Genomic DNA, 24,210 nt, shown 5'->3' with positions numbered 1-24,210 from the left:
AATTTAACTTGCTAAAAATTTGCTAATGGAAAATATATTGAAATTCTCATTAATATAAAAATTTTAAAATAAGGGAAGTGAATTATTACGAAAAAGAAATTGCTTACCATAATTATAATTTTTTTAGTAATTACTCTTTCTTACTTTTATTTATTTAAAAATAAAAATTTAAAGAATAATGCTAAAATAGAACAACCTATATATAATCTTTTAACTGAATTTTTTGAAATTGATTATAATAATAAGCCTTTAGATTATTCAAATGTTGTAAATAATCATAGATTAATTACTTTGCTAACTTTAAATAAAAATCGTTTTCTTGATTACAAATATAAATATAAAAAATTTAAAGTTAAAATAAATAGTATATATGAAAAAGATTCTAATAACTATATAGTGGAGTTACAGGTTTTACAGGGAGAAAAAATGGACATTAAAACAGATTATACCTGTTTGATTCAAAAAGAAAATAATAAGTATTATATTAATAGGATTATTAATAATATCTTGCTAGAAGATAGAAATCCAGAAAACTTTATAACTAATGATAATTTATATAATGATTATATTAAAAATTTTGTAGATTCAATTCAAAAACAAAATAACTAAAATGAATTTATAAAATAATAAGAACCATAGAAAGGATTTATTAATTATGATTTTTACTTTTTTCTCTAATTTAGTTCATATTGTAAACTTATTAACTATTTTTTATATGATTTTTAAAGAGAATCGTTCTTCTAAGAGTATAATTTCTTGGACATTAGTATTAATTATATTACCATACATAGGTTTTATTCTATTTTTAATGCTAGGAAGAAAAGTTAATACTAAAGATATTTTTATAATGAAAAAATCTGAACTTACTCTCTTTGATAAATATATAAAAAAATTAAAAAGTGCTGATAATTCAAATAATGATTTAAAAAGAACCAAGCATTCTGATATGATTAAAGCTATTGAAAGTATGGAGTACTCACCTTATAGAAAAGATGTGGAAACTAAAGTATTTTTTGATGGTAAGGAATTATTTGATGATATTTTAGAAAGCTTAAAGAAAGCACAAAAAAGCATAAATATAGAATTTTACATATTCAAAAATGATGATATTGGTTCAAAAGTATTAGATATTCTTAAAGAAAAAGCTAAAGTTGGCGTTGAGGTAAGATTGTTATATGACTCTGTAGGAAGTAGAACTACCAATAGAAAAAAACTTCAATCTGCAATTGATGCTGGTGTAAAAGTTGGTGAATTCTTCCCTTCTCTACTTAGATTAATAAACATAAACATGAACTTTAGAAACCATCGTAAAATAATAGTTATAGATAATAAAATAGGATATGTTGGTGGCTTTAATGTGGGAGATGAATATTTAGGTAAAGATCCTAAGTTTGGTTACTGGAGAGATACTCATATAAAATTTATGGGTGACTCAGTAAGAGACTTAGATTTAAGATTTTGGGCTGATTGGAGATATGCTACTAAGGAAGATATTGATTTAAGCCACTTAATAGATTATAAAAATGAACAAGCCCCTTCTACAATGGCTAATTATTCAAAATGTGGTATGCAAATAATATCTAGTGGTCCCAACCCTGATAACTTTTATGAAATCAAATTATCATATTTAGAAATGATTCAAAAAGCTAAAAAATATATTTATATACAATCACCATACTTAATTTTAGATAATAGTATAGCTGATAGTTTAAAACTTGCATCTATTTCTGGAGTTGATGTAAGAATAATGATACCTGGTAAAGGTGATCACCCCTTTGTTTATTGGGCAAACCTAAAATACGCTGGAGATTTACTAAACTTTGGAGTAAAAATATATCATTATGACAAAAATGCTTTCCTTCACTCTAAAACCCTAGTTATAGATGATGAAGTATGTTCAATAGGAACTGCCAATATGGATACAAGAAGCTTTGAACTAAACTTTGAAGTAATTGCTATGCTATACTCAGATGAAATAGCAAAAATACAACGTAAACAGTTTGAAAAGGACATGCTTATTTCAAAAGAATTGACTAGGGAAGAGTATCTTAAGAGAGGAACTTCAGTGAAAATTAAAGAATCATTTTCAAAGCTCTTCTCAGCTTTACTTTAATCTAAAATAAAGCTTAATAAAAATATCTATCTTTATAGGATTCTTTTAATTATTCAAAAGAATCCTATAAAATTATTTTTTAATTCCAAGGTTAATTATAATAACTTTTTTTCATATTAATAAATTCAATAAAATATTATTTATCTATTTTATCATCAACAAACTTCTTTAATTTTAATAATGATACACCTGTTATATCACTAATAGTCTCTATAGGTATTCCTGCTTCTATAGCCTTTAAAGAAATTTTTATAGATTGATCACTTAATTTATTTATACATTCATCTAAATGATTAAAATATATATCAAATAACTTTAAATTATTATTACTATATTCAATATAGTTATTCTCATCTAATTTTGTAGTATATTCTTTTAATTTAAAATAATTCATTAATAAAAAATATACACTACTTTCTAATTTACTCTCTTCAGAAATTTCATTTATATTTCTAATTTTTTCAAGAATCTCATATTCATTTACCATTAATATATTTCTAAATTCAAATTCCCTTATATTACTTTTTTTAAAGCTACTATTTATTTCTAGTAATTTCAAATCATAATTAACATAAATATAAGCATTATATTTGGTATATATACTATTAGGTTCACAAATTAAGGATTCTAATAAATAATTCATCTGGATATCTGTTAGTTTATATTTATATTTGTATTCATCTAAATTTTCTACCATATCATTAGAATTTATTATATTTATAAATTCCTTTGTCATACTAATATCAGAATTTTCGTTACTATCCATATCTTTAAAAATTAATTTATTTATATCTATGTACTTTCTCCTATCTTTTGATAAAAACTCTAAGTCGTAAAGTTTACATCTTAAACTAATTAAATAGAAACTCTCAAAAACTAATAAAAGTGGTATGATCATTGTTTGCTTGACTAAAATTAAAGTTATTAAAAAAATAAAAATTACTATGGGCCCCACTAATACTCTTCTAATTTCTTGACTTTCTCTTATATATTCTCCTTCAACAACTATATTTTTTAACTTTAAAGCTAATGTCAAGTTTATTAAATTTATTAAAACACATACTATTTCTATTAATATCATAATAGATATCCCCCAAATTTCTTTTTAAAGTAACTAGAGTAATTTTCAATTTTATTGAAACCAAAGTTTAGTTGCACACAAACCAATAGCTAAATTTTTCTCGAATAGTCCTGTAGTAGAAATGTCCATATAAAACTTACTAACTTCATCACTAAGTTTTTCTTTATGTTTAAACTTACGAAGTGCTAATTGTCTTAAAGTTTCTGCTAATTTCATTGTTTCTAATTGAAAATCTTTTCCACTTTCAACTGCATTTTTAAATTCAACTAAGTTACTACGTTCTTCTTCAGAAGTTTGTTCATTTAGAATTAAATCATAAACTCGTGCTAGTAAATTATTTTCTACTAATTCTCTTTTTTCTTTTCTGCTTAATTTCTCTGAATTTTCCATAAAAACACCTCCTAAAACTCCTTAGAATATTGCATCCATAATGCAATCTCCTTTACATAGTTTTTATACTCATAAAATCAAGATATTATAAAAATAATCAGCATATTTATCATAATTGCTGATTATTTTTTTATATTTATTTATCAATATCTATTTTATTTGTTAATAAAATCAAAACACTTAACAGTATAATTTTAACATTAATTTCATAATTTTAGAAGTCTTGTATTTTTACAAATTTTATTTTTATCTAGTCCACTCATTTTTTCTATAAACATATTCAAATGAATCAAAAGTTTTATCAAGTGATTCTGAGTAAAACAATCCTTCATTTTCTAAAATAAACCCACACTTTTCAATTAAACCTTTAGATGCCTTATTATTTTTAAAACAACAAGCATACACATATTCTATATCATTAGTGAATAAATAATTAAGAATTTCATAAACTACTTCTGTCATTATTCCTTTATTCTGAAAATTGCGATTCAATACAAAACCAAGTTCCTTTGTGTCATCTCTTCCATCCTCAGAATCTTCATTTATTGATATATGCCCAATTACCTTGCTATCTTTTTTATGCTCTATTGCAAAAATATTTGTATTTTTAATATTCCTATATAATGCTTCCTTTGAAGTTAATAAATCGCTGTGATGTTTCCATCCAGCCATTTCTCCAACTCCCTCTTGGCCACAATATTCATGAAAATCTTCTAAATCTTCCTCCCTAAAATTACGAAGGATTATTCTATCAGTTTCTAATCTCATAATACCATCCCTTTCAACAATTCACTTAAAAATAAATTAAATGCACTTCATTTTTTTAAAGGATATATTAAAAATTCATCATCTGAACTTTAACTTTTAATTTATCTTCAAATCTTTCCCCACTTAAGGATTAATCAAAAACTTATCTAAATGTATTTTTAATTTCATTTAAACCATCTACTATTTCTTCTCTTGAAAAATTAAGTTCTTTTAATTTCTCATCACTATAGTCATTTATATGTTTATAAAAATCTAAAGCAATTTCATAACTCTTTTTAGTCTTATGACTTTTTATAGCTTCAAAAATTATATTTTCAGCTTCATTTATATTTCCTTCATCAACATATTTTTTAACCATAATCTCTAATAAATCATCTTCTGAAATTTTCATATCATAATTGTTATCTTCTATATTACTTTCAATAGCATTCTTCCCAGCCACAATAGCAACACACATTTTCCCTATAGAATCTATAACTCGTTTAATATAATCCTGTTCAAAGCGCATAATAAATCCCTCCCAGTATTTATTATATCACCACTTAAACATTTAATTACATTTATTTAATTTTATGGCTTTCAAATTAACTAAAAGATTCATATATATTTTCTTGGTTATAAGTAATTAAAGCAAAAGGGCGTATACAAAAATAAACATTAATAAAACTTACAAACAGTATGAATATGTTTGTAAGTTTTATTTTTATACCTTAATACATCCCATTTTCTTTTTTATTCATTTGATTTCAATGCATCAATCATATTAACTTTTCTTAACTTAACATGCATAAGTATCATAACTATTACTGTGAAAAGTATAGTTATTAAAGCTGAGAATATATAACTTGCTATATGTATCTTAGGATACATCATCATAGTATCTGTTTCTGATGTCCTTATTATGAAGGCATGTAGAATCTTTCCTAAAACTGATCCTGCCAATATTCCTAATAAGGTTAAGATTATATTTTCTCTTAATATATACATTGTAACTTCATCATCAAAGAATCCAAGAACTTTTATGGTTGATAGTTCTCTTATACGCTCAGATACATTTATATTGTTTAGATTGTATAGAACTACAAAAGCTAATGATCCTGCTGATAATATTATTACTAGCATTACTACATTCATGTTAGCTGCTGACTCTTTAGTTGTCTTTTCTATTTGTGATGTCATTGTTACATTCACAACGTCCTTGCATTCCATAAGTTTTGAGGATATTTCATCTTCATTGATCTTACTCTTATCAAAGTTTATAAGATCTGTGTTGTAGATAGCTTTCTTCCCAAAGACTTTTTCATAATATTCTGGTGACATATACATTGAATGCATAAGGTAATTTTCAGCTATCTCCTCTACTTTCACCTCATGAGGATTATTATTTTCATCCTTAAAGGTTATTGTATCCCCAAGCGATACCCCTAAAAGTTTTCCTAATTTTTCATTAATAATAACACCCTCATCTGGAATTTCATATTTTTCTCCTGAAATTCTATCATTTAAAAGTATAAATTTATCTAGCTCATCTTTATTTTGTGGTACATATAGACTAACTGTTTGCTTGTTCATTCCTTCTTTGCTAAAGGTTACTGATTCTTGGTGCATTCTTAAATTATTTTCATATCCAGGTAATTCTTTTAAAGTTTCATTATATTTTTCAATCTCTGCTTCTGTAGGATTATCTCCAAAGACTACCATAGTTTCATATTTCCATAACTTATCAAATTGCTTTTCAACCATTCCAGTATTTGAATCCTTAAGTCCAAAACCAGTAACAAGAAGTGCCATACATCCTGCTATACCAAAGATAGTCATAAGCATACGCTGTTTATATCTAAATATATTTCTAAATGTTACCTTTTGATTGAAGTTTAATCTTTTCCAAATTGGTGTAATTCTTTCTAATAAGATCTTTTTACCTAGTTTTGGAGCTTTTGGTCTCATAAGATTTGATGGCTTATTTTTAAGCTCAACTCTTACAACAAATAAGGCTGCTCCCACTGTACATAATATGGATATTACTAAAGCTTGAATTATATAAGATGAATAGTAATAAGTATCTATATTCGGAAGAGCATATACACTTGTATAAGCATTACTTATTATTTTAGGAAGAATGTTGCTTCCAACTAATATTCCAAGTAGACATCCTAGAATACTTGCTAAGGCTGCATATATTACAAACTTTAAGGAAATTTCAAAATCTCCATATCCTAAAGCCTTCATAGTACCTATTTCTATTCTCTTCTCCTCTACCATTCTTGTCATTGTTGTTAAACAAATTAAGACTGCCACTATAAAGAAAAACACAGGTAATACTGATGCAATGCTATCTAAACTATTAATAGAATCCTTGTATCCTGAATATCCTGGATTATCAGTTCTATCAAATACGTAGTAATTACACTCATCCAAATCATTTAAAGTTGATTTTTCTTTTTCTTCAACTTCTTTTCTTCCTTCTGCTAATTTTTCCTTATTTTCTTCTATTGCTTTTTGGCCCTCTCTTAACTTTTCTTCTGATTCATCTAACTTTTCCTTTACCTTTTGAAGTTCTCTTTCTCCTTTAGCTTTTCCTTCTTCAAGAGATTTTTTCCCCTTAGCTAATTCTGCCCTGCTATTTTCTAATTGTTTTTCAGCTTCATAAAGTTTACTTTTACCTTCATTAAATAAAGCCACTTGAGTTTCATACTGATTTTTTCCTTCTTGATATTTAATTATTCCATCCAATAATACTTGTAATTTTGAAGTATTATCATTAATTGACTTAACATTTTTACCTAGAGAATCAGAAAGTCCTAAAGCAATATTTTTATTTTCTGGATTTTTTTCTAATTCCCCTATGGCTCCATTTAACTCATTTAATCCTAAGTTAGCCACTATGCCTTTCCAGTACTGAATCTTTTCAGCTGGTATTTTTTCATTTCCTGAAAGATTATTAACTGTATTTTTTATATCATTAGATAGAGAAGTCATTGTTTTAGATAAACTTTTTAGATTTTCTATTTTCTCCTTTAATCCATTTGTACTTTCATCTGGATTAATTCCCTGATTTAAAAATTCTTGTCTACTATTATGAAGGGTAGTTTTTGCATCATTTAACTTTGTTTCTCCCTCTTCCATATTAGACTTTTGATTTTTAATTTCAGCCTGCCCTTCTTCTAATTGCTTTTCACCCTTTAGAATATTGGCTTCTCCTTCTTTAATTCCCTTTTCAAACTCTAATTTTTTATCACTATATTGTTTTTTCCCTTCTGCTAATTGTGCTTTCCCCTCTTGTAATTCTTTTTCCTTATCTAAAAGTAACTTTTCATTTTCATTTAACTCTTCATAAGCCTTATTAAACTCTTTTTTAGCTTCCTCTTTTATCTCTTCAACTCTTTCTACTTCTCTATTAGAATATAAATCTTCAAGATATTTATTATTCTCTTCCATTAATTCCTTGTACTTATCTCCATAAGCATCAAGACCTTGTACATTCTTAAATCTTACATATATTTCAGTGTAAGCATCCATATTTATATCTTCACTATTTAATACACCAAAGTAATCAATAGTTCCTTTTCCAACAGTGGTTGATCCTCTTGACTCTTTTTCAATATACATTGGACTTTTTACAATTCCAACTATTTTAAACTTACTTTCTTTAAAGTTCTTCATTGTATTTTCATCAGTCTCAATTATAAAATCATCACCGATTTTTAAGTTTTTATTAAGCTTAAAAGCTCTTTCATCTAAAGCTATTTCACCACTTTTTTCTGGTAACTTACCTTCTAATACAACTAAATTATTTATATTGTTCTTTCCATCATACTCCATAAACTTAACCACATTGCTCATATTAGTTAAGTTTGCATCTATACTATGAGTACCATAATAATCTAAAATCTTAGGATCATTCTTAAGTAAATCCAAATCTTTATCACTTAATCCTAAAGTTGAAATAACCTTGCTATCCATAAGATTTTCATTATTATAAAACTTATTTATGGTTTTATTCATATCTGGGCCTGCTGATTTTATTCCAGAATAAAAGGCAACCCCTAAAAATATAATTACCATTATAGAAAAGAATCTGGCTTTTGATGATAGAATTTCTCTTACTATGGACTTTTTATATGCCTTCATCTAAAACTATTCACTCCTACCACTCTATTTCTTCAACTGAGATTGGATTAGAATTAATCTCAATACTTCTAACTTTTGCATCATTAATCTTAATAACCTTGTCAGCCATAGGTGCTATTGCTGAGTTATGAGTTATTATTATTACCGTAGTTCCTATCTTTCTACATGTATCTTGAAGTATTTTTAAAATTTGCTTACCTGTACTATAATCTAAAGCTCCTGTTGGCTCATCACAAAGTAAAAGTTTTGGATTTTTTGCAATAGCTCTCGCAATAGAAACCCTTTGTTGCTCTCCACCAGATAATTGTGCTGGAAAGTTATCTTTTCTGTGCCCAAGTCCAACTAACTCTAAAGTTTTCTCAACATCTAAGGCATTATTTGAAATTTGAGTGGCAAGCTCCACATTTTCCTTTGCAGTTAAGTTTTGTACTAAATTATAAAACTGAAATACAAATCCAACATCATATCTTCTATACTTAGTGAGCTCTCTATTACTAAATTTAGATATATCAGTTTCATCAATTATTATTTTTCCCTCATCACAGCTATCCATTCCCCCTAAAATATTAAGGGTAGTTGATTTGCCTGCTCCACTAGGTCCTAAAATAACAACAAATTCTCCCTTATCAATAGAAAAATTAATTCCATTATTAGCAACAACTATGTTTTCCCCAATTTTATATCTCTTATGAACATCTATTACATCTATATATGCCATCTTATTCCTCCCTAAACTAACAATTACATCATAAAAAATTTACTATATACTCAAAGTTATTAAATAGACACTTTGTTCGTTTAATTTTATAATAAATAGTATAATTTAAGAAAATATGCTAAACAATAATCACATAATTTCTTAACGTTATTAAATGCACATTTAAAATTAATTTGTTGATTTAATAACATTTAACATTAAATTATCTAAATTATGTTTTAAGGTAAAATTTATTTTCAAATTTATCTTAAAGACAAGTTTTAATAGATAGTAAACACTTTCTTTAAAAATTACGTAAGTCTAAAAATTTCTTTAAAGTCAATAATTTTTTAAAATATATAAACTAAAAGAAATATATTGTCATTATATAAATGAGATGTTAAAAGGAGAGGTATATATGGCTGGTGTTAGTGGAAATCGTAGAACTTTATATACTAAGAAGGTTATTAAGGAAAGTTTAATAGAACTTCTTAAAACTAGAGAAATTCATCAAGTTACTGTTACTGATATTTGTAAAAAAGCTGATATTAATAGGGGAACATTTTATACTCACTATAAAGATGCCTTTGACTTATTTCAATCTATGGAAGACGAGTTATTCCATCAAATTTTAAAATATATAAAAGAAATTCCCATAGAAGAATATAATAGTTTACTGCTTCTTAAGGTACTTGAATTAATTAAGGAAAATAAAGATTTGTGCAAAGTTCTATTTTGCAATCAGAGAGATAGTAGTATATTAAATCGTATTTTAAATATTGCAGATCAAATAGATGTAATGGAACTATTTAATAATCATAATTTAATCAATAAAACCATTGCTAATTACTATATGAGATATTCTGTTGGTGGGTGTATTTCAATCATTGAGACTTGGTTAGAAAATGATCTTCCTGAATCTCCAGAGGAACTTGTTCAAATAATTAATGGTATAAATCAAATGAGTAGCTAAAATATATTCAAAATAATGGAGACTATAGTAAGCTTTCCATAAAACAAAACTTTCTATAGTCTCAACCAATTTCTATATCTTCTTTATTTATCTGTAATATCCATACTCACAAAGAAGCTCATGGCAACTATTTACTTCCTCATCAGTGAAAAGTTCGTTGTATTTACTTTCAACAATAGTAGCTTCCATGGTAAGATCTAAACGATTTGCCTTTTGTAATTTATCAAAACCATCTGAAACTCTACCTTTACGTAAAATTTCTTGAACTGTTCTTACTCCACCAAACTTCTCTATTGTTAATAAAAGTCTTTTTTGAGGACAACCACACTCTTTCTCTGCTATTTCACATTTCTTAATAAGCTCTTTTTCAAAATTCTTTTCTAATGACATAATCTTTACTCCATTAATTTAATTTCATTTCCCTTATAATACTATATTTATCTATATAATTCTAATATAAATTCAAAATAATAGAGGGATTTATGAGTTTTTTCATAATCCCCTCTTAGTTTTATTATTTACTTTACCACAAATGAACTAAATAGATAATTATATTCTTAAACGCAATAAATATTTATCTATTTCAATAGCTATTATACTAAAGGTGCATTAATTTGTGTTGTAAAAAGAAATTCATGAAAATGTCCATCATTAATACTAGTTCTTCCAACTACTAAATGAACATGTTTATTAGTGCCTGGTATTGGAATTGCAGGACCAGTAAAAATACATATTCTGTGAAAATGATCAAGAAAATCTGTCTTGTCATTATTAATCTTATGAATATGATTTGTTCCACCATTTATTAGTATAACTTCACCTGTAACACCTGCAACACGATGATTATGCCTATCATCTCCTTCTTCAGCCAATTTTACGCTTTCTCCATATTCATGAACATGTGTCTGTCTTTCTTCATCACAGCATTTTTCACAATGATATTTCATGTGGCAACAGTCATATTCATTATTGTCATGATAGTCTCTTCTACACTTATAATTTTGATAACCCATTTCAAATATCTCCTCTATACTATATATTTAAGAAATTAATCTAAAAATCTCTTAATATACAATATGTAAATATTAGCTGAATTTGTTCTTATTATTTGTAGAATTATAATATATTTAATTGTTTGGTGTCTTATTTATTTTTAATCACCTCTTCTACTTCCTCAATTTCTACAATCTCACAATTTTCATTATTTTCTTTTTTACAATACTTAATGAAAATTCCAAAAAGAACCAAAGCAAATACCACACCTGCTATATTAGAAAATGTTGCATTTAATCTAAATCCTTCAGGAGCTTGTAATATATATGAGCAAGTAACTGCTGACATGAAAACTGCTGGCACTAAGGTTATCCAATAATTATTATGAGCTTTTAACATATAAGCAGATGCTGCCCAAAGCATTATCATTGCTAAAGTTTGATTTGACCATGAGAAATATCTCCATATTATGCCAAAATCAATAAAAGTTAATGCTATACCCACAACAAATAGTGGTATGGCTATCTTAAATCTATCAATAACCTTATCTTGTTTAAGTTTAAAAGCATCAGCAATTGTAAGTCTAGCACTTCTGAAAGCTGTATCGCCTGAGGATATAGGACAAGCTACTACCCCTAATATTGCTAATACGGCACCTACTTTTCCCATTACTGTATTAGAAATAGTATTAACTACAGTGGCTGGTCCTCCAGCTTTTAAAATTTCTTGTAATCCATTTGTATCACCAAAGAAGGACATAGCTGCCGCTGCCCAAACCAAGGCTATAACTCCCTCTGCAATCATTGCACCATAGAATACTTTTCTTGCCTCTGATTCTTTTTTTACACATCTAGCCATAATAGGTGATTGTGTAGCGTGGAATCCAGATATAGCTCCACAAGCTATTGTTATAAATAAGAATGGGAATATTGGTATTCCCTCTGGATGGAAGTTTGCTAATTGAATTTCTGGAATATTATATCCTTCAATTACAATTCCAGCACCTATTCCTACAGCCATTATTAAAAGACAAAGTCCAAATATAGGATAAATTTTTCCTATAACCTTATCTACTGGTAAAACAGTGGCGGCTATATAATATACTACTATAATAACTATAAATATATCTCTGTCTATTCCTGTTAAAGTTTTTAAAAGATCTGCTGGGCCTGTTAAGAAAACTACCCCAACTAAAATTAATAATACTACAGAAAATATAACCATTATTTTTCTTGGTATTTCTCCAAGATATTTACCTACAAGTTCAGCAACTGATACCCCTTTATTTCTTATAGATAAAACTCCTGTGAAATAGTCATGAACAGCCCCTGCGAATATACATCCAAAAACTATCCATAAAAATGCTACAGGTCCCCATAATGCTCCAGCTATGGCTCCAAATATAGGTCCAAGCCCAGCAATATTAAGAAACTGAATTAAAAAAATTCTTGGCCAACTCATTGGTACATAGTCTACTCCATCTGCCATAGACTCAGCAGGTGTTTCAATTGAATCATTTGTACCAAAGGTCTTGTCCACAAATTTTCCATAAGTAAAGTAGCCCACAATTAATAATACTAATGATAATAAAAATGATATCATTTTTCTCATCCCCTTCGTTAATTGAATTAATTGTTACAATTTAATTATACCTCTTTTAGAAAACGTATTCATAATTCTTTTTTACCATAAAATAGCCTTTTCAGACTGAATACTCTTGAAATTTTAGGTAATAACTTTAAATTTTGACTATTTACTATTTTTTTCAAAGTTGCTTTTTAAAGTTAATTCACTCCTTGTTATTTATGCTGCTTTAATGTGATTTCTATTTATTTAAATTTAATATTATACTTTAAAACAAAATCATTTATAACTCCTTTAAAATTCTCTATACTATTAGATAAAAATAACCATCTTAGTTTACAAGATAATTCTAATAATAAAAAAGTGTATATTAAAAGCTTAGTAAACAAAACTTATTAATAGTCTTTAATAATCCACAAACCACTATAAGTTTTCTTGTAGCCTTTTAATACACACATTATTTTTATAACTTCAATTAAAATTTATTTCCTATAGTATCTAGAAACTCTTTTACAATTTCATTTATTGTATCTTCTGCTTGAGGGTATATTCCAAGGTTATCTAAAAACGCATGGTTTACCCCTTCATATCTTATTATTTTTGTTTCTACTCCTGCTTTATGAATAAGCTTACCATAAGCTTCTCCCTGTACTCTTAAATAATCGTATTCAGAAACTGCAATTAATGTTTTTTTAGCCTTTGAAAGATTTTTATTAAATATTGGTGATAAATCTTCTCTTCTAGGATCTAACGTTCTTTGTATGTAAAGTTTTTGTACTAAATCCTCACAATTTCTCAAAGAATTAATAAAATTATATATTTTTTCTTCCTTATATGGATTCTTATATAAATCTATATCCCAATTAAAAAATGGATTTTTCTCTACAAAAGTAACTACAGGATATACAAGCCCTTGAAACTTTATATTTGAATTCTCATTAGCTACAATTGTTGCTAAATTAGCTCCTGCACTTTCCCCTACTATTCCTATTTTACTTTTATCTATTCCATATAAAAAATTATTTTCTTCAATATATTCAACAACTTTTCTACAATCATTTAATCCTAGAGGATATGGCTTTTCTGGTGCCAAAGAATAATCAATGCTTATTACAATCCCATTAATTCCCTCAGCTATAAGTTTACAAGGATTTTCAGAAACATCTAAGCTTCCTCCAATAAATGCACCTCCATGTATATAAACTATACATGGTAAATTTTCTTTTAATCCTTCTTTCTTATAAACTCTGCAATTAACTCCATTTATATTTTCTTTACTCATCAATATATTACTTTTGCAGAGATTTAAATTTAATAATCCCATATTATCTCTCATATCTCCAACTGCTTCCCCTGCGAATACATAAGGATTTCCTGATCTTTTAGGTCTTTTATACTCATCAAAATATTTAATTCTTCTATCTATTCTTGTCCCTTCAACTGGATCTGGTATTGGCTTAACTAAAATATCAACACCATCTTCATTAATAAATTTTGAATTCTCATTCATGACTTTTATTAAATCGCTTTGGCTCATGTGGTCAAGCTCAGAAGGGTTAAGTCTCTCTACAATATAATCTAAAGAAATATTTTCTACCATATATTCTTCTAATTCTTTATCATAATTAATCTCTTTCTTATATTTAGAAACATCTAGTCTCTTTTCAACAATTTTGTCTAAATCTAAATATCCATCTAAAAATGTGCTATTTCTAATCCAAGAGTTTATCTCATTTCTTACATCCTCTAAATTTTTATTTTCACCACTAAATGGAGGTATTGTTGTAAATATAATTCTCGCCCTATTCTTATGAGCAATCTCTATTAATCTCACAAATTTTTTTATAATTAGATTTAAATTTTCCTCATCTTCTTTTAATTTATTGCACTCTAACCTAATTAAGTCACTAACACTATTTACAACTAAAACTAAATTAGCATTATTTTTATCGAAAACCTCTTCATCAAATCTATCAGATAATACTTTTTCAAATTTTATTTCTGAATTATCAGTGCCATAATATTTATGCAATCTTTTTAAAATTCCTAGAGATAAATAAGAATTTTCATCTACTTCTTTTCCCCAAAGTACTAAATTTCTAATTCCATGTTCAGTATTAAAATTTGCTTTAGCTATTCCAGTTAATTTGTTCTCTTTGCCTTTAACCTCATCAAAACTCTTTAAATTTTTGTCCATCTAACCTCATATCCTCTCTTTATAAATAAAACTATTAGCCTTTTAATTATTTAACCATCTTAAAACCATTTTATTATACCCGTTTAGTTAACGATGATTTTTTAGTACTATTACTAAGCTTACAATTAATTTATTATAACTAATCTTTATTTAAGTATAATAAAAAACTGTACCAAAACTCAATTATAAAACCTATATATTGTACTGATAAAAATTTTTTCAATACTAATTTATAGGTTTTATTAAATTGTTTTGATACAGTACTTTTAAATGAAATATTGATATGAAAATTTTAAATTTGTATAACTATAAATTCTTAATAGTTTTAACTAACTATCTAAATATAACTATTTAGGATATAAGACACTACTTAAGCTCTTATAAATTCTATTTCTATATGAGATTTAATCTCTTTTATATAATTGTCTTAAGATTTAATAACAATAAATTAAGATATCCAAATAAGATTCTAAGTTAAATAAAGCAAACTTGAAACTTAATAATACTGTAATAATCCCATTGTTATCTTTCACTTTCAATTAAAGTTTTCATGGTTTCCTTTGTCATTGCACCTGGAATATATTTAGTTATATATCCTTCCTTATTTATAATGAAAGTTGATGGAAAAGCATTTATTCCATATTGATAAACCATAGATCCATTTTCATCAAGTACAACTGGGAATACATGATTTTCTTCTTTCAAGAAATTCTTTATATGCTCTTCTGAACCTTCTCTTCCTAAATTAGGTGAAGCTACTCCAAGGATTACAACATCATCTTTATTTTCATTGTATTCTTTGTAAAGCTCATCTATATAAGGCATTTCTCCTCTACATGGCGGGCACCAAGTTGCCCAGAAATTTAAGAATATAGTTTTTCCTTTATATTCACTAAGAGTATGTTTATTCCCATACTGATCATATAAGGTAAAATCTATTGGAAGAATTTTATTTTCCTCTTCTTGCTTCTTATTGTCACTTTCATTTTTACTATCTTTATTTACACTTTCGCTCTTATTTATCTGAGGGTTATTATTAATCTTTATCTCATTATTCATATTTCTTATTCCACCTACAAGCATTATTAAACCAGCTATTATGATAAAAATTCCACTTATCTTCTTAATTAAGTCCATATGCTTCTTTATTCCATCGAACTTTTTAAATAATTTACCATAGAATAATGATGCTATTATAAATGGTAATATAAAACCAATTGTATAAACTAGTATTAATAAGTTAGACATTAATAAATTTTTTGAACTTGATGCCATTACAAGTACTGATGCTAATATAGGCCCTATACATGGTGTCCATCCAAAACTAAATGTAAATCCTAACACAAAGGCTGATACTGGTGACATATTTTTATATTTAAAATTTAATCTTTTTTCTCTGTTTAATATATTTAAATTTATTACACCTAAATAAAATAAGCCCATGAATAATATAATAACTCCACCTAAAATCATTATAATATTCTTATTAGTATTAAAGAATGAGCTTAAAGCACTTATTGATGAACCTAATATAAAAAATGTAGTTGATATTCCTAAAGTAAAAAATAATGTGTTTCTTATTAAAACACCACTTTTAAAATTAGAATCCCTTATATCCTCTACACTACTATTAGATAACATACTTAAGTATATAGGTAATATTGGCAATATACACGGCGAGAAAATTGATAAGATTCCCTCTATAAAAACAATAAAGAAATTAATATTTTCCACTAAACCTTTCCCCCTTTATTTCTACTTATCCCTCACAGGATAAATTTATGTTTCCCCAAGATATCATCTTCTCTAAAATAGGTAATAACAACATCCCAGATTCACTTAAATAATAAGTTGATTCAACTATATTATTTATAGTTTTTTTATCATTAATTATTATGTTATTTTCCATTAATAATTCTAATTGTTGACTTAGCATCTTTTTGCTACATCCCTTTAATAATCTTTGTAATTCTCCAAACCTAACCTTATTATCTTTAATTCCCCATATTATCTCAGCAACCCATTTTCTTCCTAAAATATTTGATAAGGCTTCAACTGGACACTCATAAGTATCATTCTCTACTTTATACATTTTTATCCTCCTCAATTCCTTATAAAACATAATTAAAATTTAACCTAAAATTACTAAAAGTATATGTAAATATTATGAATTTATTTTAAATAAGTCCACATATTACTTATGGCCTTGTATTAGCTATTAGTTAAACTTAATAAATTAACTTTTTTCTAAAACAAAGCCATATTCCTAATTAAATCAATATCTATATTAAATGTGGATTATATACCATATTTCAAAGTAGTTTTGACTAAACAAATGAAAAATATCTTAATATCTAAAAGACTATCTAAAATAAATATTTATATAACTTAATAAGTAATTATAAAGTTTTTTCTATCATCTCTTTTAATAAATTTTTAGGTACAAATCCTACATTTGTAGTAATCTCTTCTCCATTTTTAAATATTTTTATTGTTGGTATATTTTTAACTCCATATTCAGAAGCCTTATCTGAATTTTCATCTATATCTATTTTAACTATTTTTACATTCTTCATTTCATCTTGTACTTCATCCAAAACTGGTGCTAGCATTTTACAAGGTCCACACCAAGTTGCAAAGAAATCAACAACAACTACTCCTTCTTTATTTAGTACTTCCTTTTCAAATTCATCTTGATTTATATGTTTTACCATTTTCATACCTCCATTTTTAAATTCATATTTCATCTCTAAAACAGAATCTCTTTAATCTCTAGCTTAATTCTATCAACATATAATTTTTTAACAATTAGGCACTTTTTAGTTACCACTTAAATTTAATATGATATAATACACATTAAATAAAGGAGGTGTTTTTCTTGAAGGTAAATAATACATTCAGTTATAAATCATCTTGCTCCTTGCAAAGATTACTAAAAGTAAGCTATGCTTTGTTTGGAGCCTAATGTATTGAGTTAGCTGAATATAAATTAGGTTCTGTGACACATAGCTTTTAGTATTCTTTGCTTTAATAATATTACGTAAATTAAAGGAGCAAGGAAATGAAATATGTAAAAGCCCAAGATGTGTTACCAGAGGAAATAATTGAAATATTACAAAAATATGTGGATGGAAAATATCTTTATATTCCAAGAAAGAATGAAAATCAAAAGGCTTGGGGTGAAAACAGTGGAATAAGAAAAAGCCTTAATGCTAGAAATACTGAAATATTCAAAAAATATAAAGACGGAACCTCCATAAATACTCTTGCAAAAGAGTACTTTCTTTCTGAGAAAAGTATAAGAAGAATTATAAGTGACAAAAAGAAACTATGCTCATAATCATTACAGAATTAATTATTAGATTGAATACTTATTTTAAAAGATGTTATTATCTCATTAAAGCAGTACTTAAAGTAATAACATTTAAATTTAAAACAAGCTATTAAATAATATGATTATGAATTCATTACATTTTAAATATAGATGATTATTATTTCTCTACTTTGAGTAATAATAATCATTTTTTATTTTAATTATTATTTAATTTTATATATGAATTTAATAGTTAATATATAATATAAAAAATCAAATTTCTAAAAGGAGGTATATTTTAATGAAACCTTTTATAAAAAAAGAAGATTTTAATTTCATAAAAAAATGCATCACTGATTTACATGGTACCCTAAAAAACTGTACTGACCCTAATATTATAGAAACAAATAAAGCGTATATAAATGAAAAAATATTAAGTAGATTTTCAGAATTATCTAATGAAGAAAAAGAATTAATTGATATTAATAAAATAACTGATCCCCTACATATTGATAAATATTTAGAGGATTTAAATGAATATGTCTATGGAATGACCGCTATTAAAAGCAATGCAATTACTAAATTATTTAGAAAAGAAAAAAAATTAAAAATTCCTAATTTAGACTTTGAAAACTCCAAAAAAGTTTACTTAGGATGGATTGATGAGGGAAGTAGAAAGTTATTTATAGCATATAACTTAAATGGTAAGCTTACTGGTATGTCATGTAAAATACCAAGCTATAATTCAAACAATAATCATATTTGTACTCTTTGCAATCATATTGGAAATGATACTGAAGTAGCATTTGTTTCAGCACTCTGCAAAACTTCTAATCCAGAGCAAGGAACTTATAGATCTATAGGTTTTGATGTTTGCCTAGACAGTGAAAAATGTAATGAAAGAATTACCTCAACTGATAAGCTTGAAAAACTTTTGAAAGATGTTAATAATATTAAGAAATAATTGAAACCTTACAAAGTATGATATTAATATAATATTAAAAACAACCTAAGGTGTTAGGATTATACGCCTTAGGTTGTTTTCATGTTTATTTTAAGATGATATTTTCTATTTTAAATAACTTTATATATGTGACCTTTTTACATATTATAAAATAAAGATTATTATTCTACATTATCTTTTTGAATTTTGTAGTACGCAATAAAACCTGCTATACACCATACTATTAAAGCTATTAAAGATTCTTTAGACAAAGCTGCTGGTGACATAGGTAAAATTAATAAAAGCATAAAAATTATACTTATTACCACTCCTATTCCTGCTAAAATTTTATCTTTAGTGTTTTTATATTCTTTTAAAACTATAAAGGAAACATAAAAATATGCAACTGATGCTCCTAAAGAGGACATATCTACAATCCAAATTATTGCTTGTCTCCCAAACCAAGGTGCTATTAAACTCACTATAGTTATGAAAATTATAGCATTGCTAAAGACTCCATTTTTATTTACCTTTCCCATCTTAGAAGGAAGCATTTTATAATTTGCTATAGATCCTAATAATTTAGAACTACAAATCATAAATCCATTTATTCCACTCCATACAGCGGCAGTTAAAGCTATTATAAGTAAAAAGAAGGCTCCTTTGCCTAAAGTACTCAATACAGCACTTCCTGCTGCCCATTCTAAAGAACTTGCTTGTTCTGGTGAATACGCTAAGGCAGTTATAATATTTAATATATTATAAATTAATGCACCCATAACTAAGGAAATCACTGCTACCCTTGATGCCTTTTTCTTAGAAAAGTTTAATTCTTTACTTAATTGTGGAATAGCATCAAATCCTATAAAAGCAAAAGGTGTTATAGCAAATACTTTTATTATTTGATTTAAATCAAAAGAATATTTATTAATATATGTATTAATAAAATCTGTTCTGTTTCCTTTAATTATCATTCCAACTAAAACAATAAAAGTCATTGATATTAAGCTAAAAATTATTAAGTTCTGAACTTTGCTTGTTTTCTTTATCCCATTTAAATTTAATGCTGCAAAAGCAATTATTATTATACTTGATGTTAATATTTCTCCTATATAAATATTATATCCAGCTACATTATATAAATAACCAAATTCTAAAATCCCCCCAAATATCTTCTTGATTACAAGTGGAAATGCAGTTGCATTTAATGGAATCATTGTAAAATAAGCCAAAGTTAAAAACCATCCCACAATAAATCCATGTTTTTTTCCTAAATTATTATAAGTAAAAGAGAATTCTCCTCCCTCTTCATCGTGAGTTTGCATCATTATTAAATAATTTTTTTCAATAATAATTATACATATTACCCCTAAAAAGAGACCTAAGAAAGTATTTATTACCCCAGACTCCTTTAAAAATTTAGTTCCAGGTAGCATAAATGATCCCCATCCAATTATGGCTCCTAAAACTATAGAAAATATATCTATTCTATTTAGTTTAATTTCTTTCATCATTATCTCCATTCATTTAAGAAAATAAAGCTATAATTAGTTTTATTTTATATTAACCAATTATAGCTTTTTAAACTATTTTTATCTCTATTTATTATTAATTTCTACTTTGCAGCACTTATTTCCCATAATCTTTTTATAAACTATATTTCCTAAAACTCCTCCTGCAACTAGGAATACAAGGAATATCCAACCTGATAATGAAAGGTTAGCTATTGGTGTATAAAGTGCTCCTACGTTACATCCATTTGATAATCTTGTTCCAAATCCCATGGCAAAACCACCAACTATGTATAATAAAGCTTCTTTAAAGCTTATTTGTAAACCAGCTTTGAAAGTTTTCTTGAAACTTCCAGCTAAAAGTAATGCAACTAATGTTCCTAATATTATACCAAAGTTTTGTACATTCATTCCATTTGAGAAAAATGGAGCTGTAAACATTTCTACTGGTTTTCCTGCAAAAGTTGCTACACTCTCTGGTGAAACTCCAACAGCTACAAGTGCTCTACCAAACCAGAATCCATAAGGTGTTGATGCTCCCCATCCAGCTTTAGTTACTCCCATTAATAGTATGAATATACCACCTATTACTAAAGCTCCAGTAGCAAGTGTCCATGGTCTTACAAATAACTTTTCATATGTAGCTTCACTAAATAGTTTAAATTCACCTTTTTCTTCATGTTTCTTTTCTTGAAGAATTTCTGTGTCAACTCCAGTATAAGTATTATTTGCTTTTCTCTTTTCTTCATATAGCTTTGCTACCCAAATTGTTAAGCAAGCTAAGATAATAGTTACTATTATTGCTCCTAAATATCCTTCTAAACCATCCCATTTAAATAGGTCTGGTAAGAATACACCATTTTCAAATGTTCCTGTACATATCATTGTATCTTTTACCCAAGATGCTGAGTTTTGAACTGGGAATCCTAAATATACTCCCATTCCAAAGAATATTAATGTTATGAAAGCACGTGGTAATCCTGTTACTACGTCAGTAAGAACCCCTGATGCACAACAACTAGAGAATGCCATACCAAATCCGAATAATAATCCACCTAATATAAGTCCTAAGTTAATTGGATTAACCCATAAGTCATACTCTGTAGGGTCTTGTCCTATAAAGAAACAAACACTTACTATTGCTGTTCCTACAAATAATATCATTAACATTCTCATTAATTTTGTAGATCCTGTCTTATAACTTCTGTTTACTCCACCAGCAAATCCAAAGAATGATCTTGTAAGAGCATATCCTAATCCTAAACCTGCAAGTAATCTAAAAAATAGCATTGAACTACCAAGATTAATTTTACCTATTATTATTATTGCTGCTAGTAATATGAATCCAATAATATATTCCGTATATTTCTTCAACTTAATTCCCCCTATTAATTTGTTAATTAACAAACTATTTTATTTTTAATAATATTATTTTTTATCATGGTGTTTTAAAATTAATTAAAACACCATGTATTTACTTTAATTAAAATTATATTCTGTAACTATAGGCTCTCTATCTTGAACTTTATCATTATAGTATTCATAGAAGCTTATTCCCATGAATCCACCTGATACATTATAAATGTTATCAAATCCTAAATGTTGTAATGCTAAACATGCATTATAACTTCTTTGAGCACTTCTACAATGTAAATAAACTGGTCTATCAGTTGGTATTTCATCTAATCTATCTCTTATTTCACTTAAAGGAAGATTTTTGGCTCCTTTTATATGTCCTGCTTCATATTCACTTACTTCTCTAACGTCTATTATACATGCTCCACTTTCAACTAAATCCCTTACCTCATGTACATAAACTTGTTTAAATGTTCCTTCTAAAAGATTTGATGCAACTAATGCAGCATGATTTACTACATCCTTAGCTGTTCCGAAAGGAGGGGCATAACAAAGCTCTAAATCTTTTAAGTCTTCTACAGTTCCACCCATTTTTATTAATGTAGCTATTATATCAACTCTCTTATCTGCATTTCCTTTACCAATTGCTTGTGCTCCTAAAATTCTTCCTGTTGGAACTTCAAATATTAATTTAAAGTGTAATGGCTCACTGCCTGGCATTAATCCTACCTTGTCTTGAGGTATAACCCTTACAACATCATAGTTTAATCTTAAATTCATAGCTTTTATTTGACCTTCTGTTAATCCCGTTGAAGCTCCGTTATAATCAAATATTTGAACACATGATGAACCTATATATCCACTATTTCTTGATGGTCTTCCATTTATATGATCTGCTACTGCTCTCGCTTGTTTTTGTGCTGGTCCCGCTAATGGTAATCTAGATATTGAGTTTGTTAATGAATTATAAACTTCCACAGCATCTCCAACTGCATAGATATCCTTATCATTAGTTAAATAATTTTGGTTAACTTTTATTGCTCCAGTTTGTCCAATTTCTAAACCAGCTTCCCTAGCTAAATCTGTTTCAGGTGCAACCCCTATAGCCATAACAACTGCATCTGAATTTATTTTCTTTCCTGATTCTAATACTACTTTTCCACTTTCAAAAGAGCTTACTTTATCTCCAACTATTAAATTTACGCCCTTATCATACATTTCTTTATGTAAAACTTGAACCATATCATAATCAAATGGCTTCATTATTTGATCCATTGCTTCTATTAAAGTTACGTTATATCCAGCTTCATGTAAATTCTCTGCAACTTCAACTCCTATAAATCCTCCACCTATTACTGATATGTTCTTACTATTATTATCCTTTATAAAAGAATCTAATTTTGCTATATCCACAACATTTCTAACTGTAAATACATTAACATCTTCAATTCCTTTTATTGGTGGCACTATAGCCTTTGCTCCTGGTGAAAGAACTAATTTGTCATAGCTTTCAGTATATTCTTGTCCACTTACTACATTTCTTACTGTTACTTCTTTAGCTTTTCTATTAATTGATACTACTTCTGTATAAACTCTCGCATCAATTCTATATTGGCTATAAAATTTTTCAGGAGTCATAAGAACTAAATCTTCATGATTTTCAACTTTTCCACTTAAATAGTATGGTAGACAACAGTTTGAAAAGGATACGTGAGGCCCTCTTTCAAACATTATTATTTGATTGTTTTCATCTAATCTTCTAAGTCTTGCTGCTGTTGAAGCTCCACCTGCTACTCCTCCAACAATAACTATCTTTTTACTCATTATATTTCCACCTTTCTTAGTGAATATCTAAACAAATTTTCTTTGTTAAATTTTTATCTAACATGCGCATAATTTAATTACCTCTACTTGATAGTATCATATAACTAGGTTTATACCATAATAAAAGTATGTTATACTTAATAACACTTTGTTATATACCTTGCTTTAAACAAAGAATTTACTTTAAAATTGACTTATATAATACTATTTATTTTTTAATGTTAATTATTTTAACAAACTAAACTTTTAAAATTATCTAAAAAACTTCATTATTTTTATATAAAAGTATGAAATAATAAAAAGACTACCTTTAATATAAATAGTAAAACAATATTT

General features: G+C 26.8%; 21 protein-coding genes. 5 read left to right on the top strand and 16 right to left on the bottom strand.

Translation table 11 applies throughout. From position 1 onward, the window contains the following. Positions 1 to 426: 426 nt before the first annotated feature. The gene (locus ACYUCG_RS00880; RefSeq protein WP_235424397.1) at positions 427 to 609 is read left to right on the top strand and encodes a hypothetical protein; all 183 of its coding nucleotides are present in this window, start codon (positions 427 to 429) and stop codon (positions 607 to 609) included. A 46-nt stretch (positions 610 to 655) separates the two neighbouring features. Beyond that, the gene (cls, locus tag ACYUCG_RS00875; protein WP_460267866.1) at positions 656 to 2,113 is read left to right on the top strand and encodes a cardiolipin synthase; all 1,458 of its coding nucleotides are present in this window, start codon (positions 656 to 658) and stop codon (positions 2,111 to 2,113) included. 136 nt (positions 2,114 to 2,249) lie between these two features. Here cls and ACYUCG_RS00870 read toward each other — a convergent pair whose 3' ends face one another. The 6 genes from ACYUCG_RS00870 to ACYUCG_RS00845 all read right to left on the bottom strand — a co-directional run bounded on the left by ACYUCG_RS00870 (position 2,250) and on the right by ACYUCG_RS00845 (position 9,201). Beyond that, positions 2,250 to 3,194 carry a hypothetical protein gene (locus ACYUCG_RS00870; protein WP_338912713.1) on the bottom strand — a complete coding sequence of 315 codons (945 nt, stop codon included), beginning with the start codon at positions 3,192 to 3,194 and terminating at the stop codon, positions 2,250 to 2,252. A 51-nt stretch (positions 3,195 to 3,245) separates the two neighbouring features. Beyond that, positions 3,246 to 3,584 (bottom strand): bacteriocin immunity protein, encoded by a 339-nt coding sequence (locus ACYUCG_RS00865; RefSeq protein ID WP_003461567.1) that lies wholly within the window; start codon positions 3,582 to 3,584, stop codon positions 3,246 to 3,248. A 246-nt stretch (positions 3,585 to 3,830) separates the two neighbouring features. After that, a complete protein-coding gene (locus tag ACYUCG_RS00860; protein WP_460267865.1) occupies positions 3,831 to 4,352 on the bottom strand; it encodes a GNAT family N-acetyltransferase in 522 nt (173 codons plus the stop codon). A 142-nt stretch (positions 4,353 to 4,494) separates the two neighbouring features. Further along, entirely contained in the window at positions 4,495 to 4,860 is a 366-nt protein-coding gene (locus tag ACYUCG_RS00855) for a DUF6483 family protein (protein ID WP_057257973.1), read from the bottom strand. A 224-nt stretch (positions 4,861 to 5,084) separates the two neighbouring features. Then, the gene (locus ACYUCG_RS00850; protein ID WP_460267864.1) at positions 5,085 to 8,483 is read right to left on the bottom strand and encodes an FtsX-like permease family protein; all 3,399 of its coding nucleotides are present in this window, start codon (positions 8,481 to 8,483) and stop codon (positions 5,085 to 5,087) included. Positions 8,484 to 8,499: 16 nt separating this feature from the next. Then, on the bottom strand, positions 8,500 to 9,201 hold the full coding sequence (locus ACYUCG_RS00845) for an ABC transporter ATP-binding protein (protein WP_003457044.1): 702 nt from the start codon (positions 9,199 to 9,201) through the stop codon (positions 8,500 to 8,502). Positions 9,202 to 9,598: 397 nt separating this feature from the next. On the opposite strand from ACYUCG_RS00845, the gene ACYUCG_RS00840 reads away from it, so the two are divergent. Continuing rightward, on the top strand, positions 9,599 to 10,153 hold the full coding sequence (locus ACYUCG_RS00840) for a TetR/AcrR family transcriptional regulator (RefSeq protein WP_124042083.1): 555 nt from the start codon (positions 9,599 to 9,601) through the stop codon (positions 10,151 to 10,153). An 87-nt stretch (positions 10,154 to 10,240) separates the two neighbouring features. On the opposite strand, the gene ACYUCG_RS00835 is transcribed toward ACYUCG_RS00840, so the two are convergent. From ACYUCG_RS00835 to trxA, 7 genes are all read right to left on the bottom strand, one after another. Next, positions 10,241 to 10,543, bottom strand: a complete 303-nt coding sequence (locus ACYUCG_RS00835) for a hypothetical protein (RefSeq protein ID WP_003453115.1) — start codon at positions 10,541 to 10,543, stop codon at positions 10,241 to 10,243. 203 nt (positions 10,544 to 10,746) lie between these two features. Then, positions 10,747 to 11,166, bottom strand: coding sequence for a YmaF family protein (locus ACYUCG_RS00830; protein ID WP_265923843.1), 420 nt, complete (start codon positions 11,164 to 11,166; stop codon positions 10,747 to 10,749). Between the two features lie 130 nt (positions 11,167 to 11,296). Continuing rightward, positions 11,297 to 12,748: a carbon starvation CstA family protein gene (locus tag ACYUCG_RS00825; RefSeq protein WP_460267863.1), complete on the bottom strand. Its 1,452-nt coding sequence runs from the start codon at positions 12,746 to 12,748 to the stop codon at positions 11,297 to 11,299. A gap of 457 nt (positions 12,749 to 13,205) precedes the next feature. After that, positions 13,206 to 14,927: an alpha/beta hydrolase fold domain-containing protein gene (locus ACYUCG_RS00820; protein WP_460267862.1), complete on the bottom strand. Its 1,722-nt coding sequence runs from the start codon at positions 14,925 to 14,927 to the stop codon at positions 13,206 to 13,208. A gap of 522 nt (positions 14,928 to 15,449) precedes the next feature. Further along, complete coding sequence (locus ACYUCG_RS00815) at positions 15,450 to 16,661, bottom strand: cytochrome c biogenesis protein/redoxin (protein ID WP_221389125.1); 1,212 nt, start codon at positions 16,659 to 16,661, stop codon at positions 15,450 to 15,452. A gap of 25 nt (positions 16,662 to 16,686) precedes the next feature. Continuing rightward, positions 16,687 to 17,019 carry a winged helix-turn-helix transcriptional regulator gene (locus ACYUCG_RS00810; RefSeq protein ID WP_003457093.1) on the bottom strand — a complete coding sequence of 111 codons (333 nt, stop codon included), beginning with the start codon at positions 17,017 to 17,019 and terminating at the stop codon, positions 16,687 to 16,689. A gap of 307 nt (positions 17,020 to 17,326) precedes the next feature. Next, on the bottom strand, positions 17,327 to 17,641 hold the full coding sequence (gene trxA / locus ACYUCG_RS00805) for a thioredoxin (protein ID WP_283678733.1): 315 nt from the start codon (positions 17,639 to 17,641) through the stop codon (positions 17,327 to 17,329). A gap of 347 nt (positions 17,642 to 17,988) precedes the next feature. Between trxA and ACYUCG_RS00800 the strand changes: the two genes are divergently transcribed. Together ACYUCG_RS00800 and ACYUCG_RS00795 are read left to right on the top strand one after the other, a co-directional pair. Further along, positions 17,989 to 18,267 (top strand): CD3324 family protein, encoded by a 279-nt coding sequence (locus ACYUCG_RS00800; RefSeq protein WP_003461479.1) that lies wholly within the window; start codon positions 17,989 to 17,991, stop codon positions 18,265 to 18,267. A 274-nt stretch (positions 18,268 to 18,541) separates the two neighbouring features. After that, positions 18,542 to 19,204 carry a FusB/FusC family EF-G-binding protein gene (locus ACYUCG_RS00795; RefSeq protein ID WP_460267861.1) on the top strand — a complete coding sequence of 221 codons (663 nt, stop codon included), beginning with the start codon at positions 18,542 to 18,544 and terminating at the stop codon, positions 19,202 to 19,204. A 161-nt stretch (positions 19,205 to 19,365) separates the two neighbouring features. On the opposite strand, the gene ACYUCG_RS00790 is transcribed toward ACYUCG_RS00795, so the two are convergent. The 3 genes from ACYUCG_RS00790 to ACYUCG_RS00780 all read right to left on the bottom strand — a co-directional run bounded on the left by ACYUCG_RS00790 (position 19,366) and on the right by ACYUCG_RS00780 (position 23,874). Further along, on the bottom strand, positions 19,366 to 20,694 hold the full coding sequence (locus tag ACYUCG_RS00790) for an APC family permease (protein WP_460267860.1): 1,329 nt from the start codon (positions 20,692 to 20,694) through the stop codon (positions 19,366 to 19,368). An 87-nt stretch (positions 20,695 to 20,781) separates the two neighbouring features. After that, positions 20,782 to 22,068 (bottom strand): YeeE/YedE family protein, encoded by a 1,287-nt coding sequence (locus tag ACYUCG_RS00785; RefSeq protein ID WP_060794549.1) that lies wholly within the window; start codon positions 22,066 to 22,068, stop codon positions 20,782 to 20,784. A gap of 105 nt (positions 22,069 to 22,173) precedes the next feature. Continuing rightward, positions 22,174 to 23,874 carry an FAD-dependent oxidoreductase gene (locus tag ACYUCG_RS00780; protein WP_003477035.1) on the bottom strand — a complete coding sequence of 567 codons (1,701 nt, stop codon included), beginning with the start codon at positions 23,872 to 23,874 and terminating at the stop codon, positions 22,174 to 22,176. Positions 23,875 to 24,210 lie beyond the last annotated feature (336 nt).

Source organism: Clostridium sp. CTA-17, from assembly GCF_054767895.1.
This window is presented reverse-complemented; position numbering and strand designations above follow the sequence as displayed.

Coding starts and splice junctions, on each gene's coding strand:
- ACYUCG_RS00860 (WP_460267865.1), bottom strand. CDS start 4,352: ATGAGATTAGAAACTGATAGAATAATCCTTCGTAATTTTAGGGAGGAA.
- ACYUCG_RS00800 (WP_003461479.1), top strand. CDS start 17,989: ATGAAATATGTAAAAGCCCAAGATGTGTTACCAGAGGAAATAATTGAA.
- ACYUCG_RS00870 (WP_338912713.1), bottom strand. CDS start 3,194: ATGATATTAATAGAAATAGTATGTGTTTTAATAAATTTAATAAACTTG.
- ACYUCG_RS00845 (WP_003457044.1), bottom strand. CDS start 9,201: ATGGCATATATAGATGTAATAGATGTTCATAAGAGATATAAAATTGGG.
- ACYUCG_RS00850 (WP_460267864.1), bottom strand. CDS start 8,483: ATGAAGGCATATAAAAAGTCCATAGTAAGAGAAATTCTATCATCAAAA.
- trxA (WP_283678733.1), bottom strand. CDS start 17,641: ATGGTAAAACATATAAATCAAGATGAATTTGAAAAGGAAGTACTAAAT.
- cls (WP_460267866.1), top strand. CDS start 656: ATGATTTTTACTTTTTTCTCTAATTTAGTTCATATTGTAAACTTATTA.
- ACYUCG_RS00830 (WP_265923843.1), bottom strand. CDS start 11,166: ATGGGTTATCAAAATTATAAGTGTAGAAGAGACTATCATGACAATAAT.
- ACYUCG_RS00865 (WP_003461567.1), bottom strand. CDS start 3,584: ATGGAAAATTCAGAGAAATTAAGCAGAAAAGAAAAAAGAGAATTAGTA.
- ACYUCG_RS00780 (WP_003477035.1), bottom strand. CDS start 23,874: ATGAGTAAAAAGATAGTTATTGTTGGAGGAGTAGCAGGTGGAGCTTCA.
- ACYUCG_RS00825 (WP_460267863.1), bottom strand. CDS start 12,748: ATGATATCATTTTTATTATCATTAGTATTATTAATTGTGGGCTACTTT.
- ACYUCG_RS00795 (WP_460267861.1), top strand. CDS start 18,542: ATGAAACCTTTTATAAAAAAAGAAGATTTTAATTTCATAAAAAAATGC.
- ACYUCG_RS00840 (WP_124042083.1), top strand. CDS start 9,599: ATGGCTGGTGTTAGTGGAAATCGTAGAACTTTATATACTAAGAAGGTT.
- ACYUCG_RS00880 (WP_235424397.1), top strand. CDS start 427: ATGGACATTAAAACAGATTATACCTGTTTGATTCAAAAAGAAAATAAT.
- ACYUCG_RS00790 (WP_460267860.1), bottom strand. CDS start 20,694: ATGAAAGAAATTAAACTAAATAGAATAGATATATTTTCTATAGTTTTA.
- ACYUCG_RS00855 (WP_057257973.1), bottom strand. CDS start 4,860: ATGCGCTTTGAACAGGATTATATTAAACGAGTTATAGATTCTATAGGG.
- ACYUCG_RS00810 (WP_003457093.1), bottom strand. CDS start 17,019: ATGTATAAAGTAGAGAATGATACTTATGAGTGTCCAGTTGAAGCCTTA.
- ACYUCG_RS00820 (WP_460267862.1), bottom strand. CDS start 14,927: ATGGACAAAAATTTAAAGAGTTTTGATGAGGTTAAAGGCAAAGAGAAC.
- ACYUCG_RS00835 (WP_003453115.1), bottom strand. CDS start 10,543: ATGTCATTAGAAAAGAATTTTGAAAAAGAGCTTATTAAGAAATGTGAA.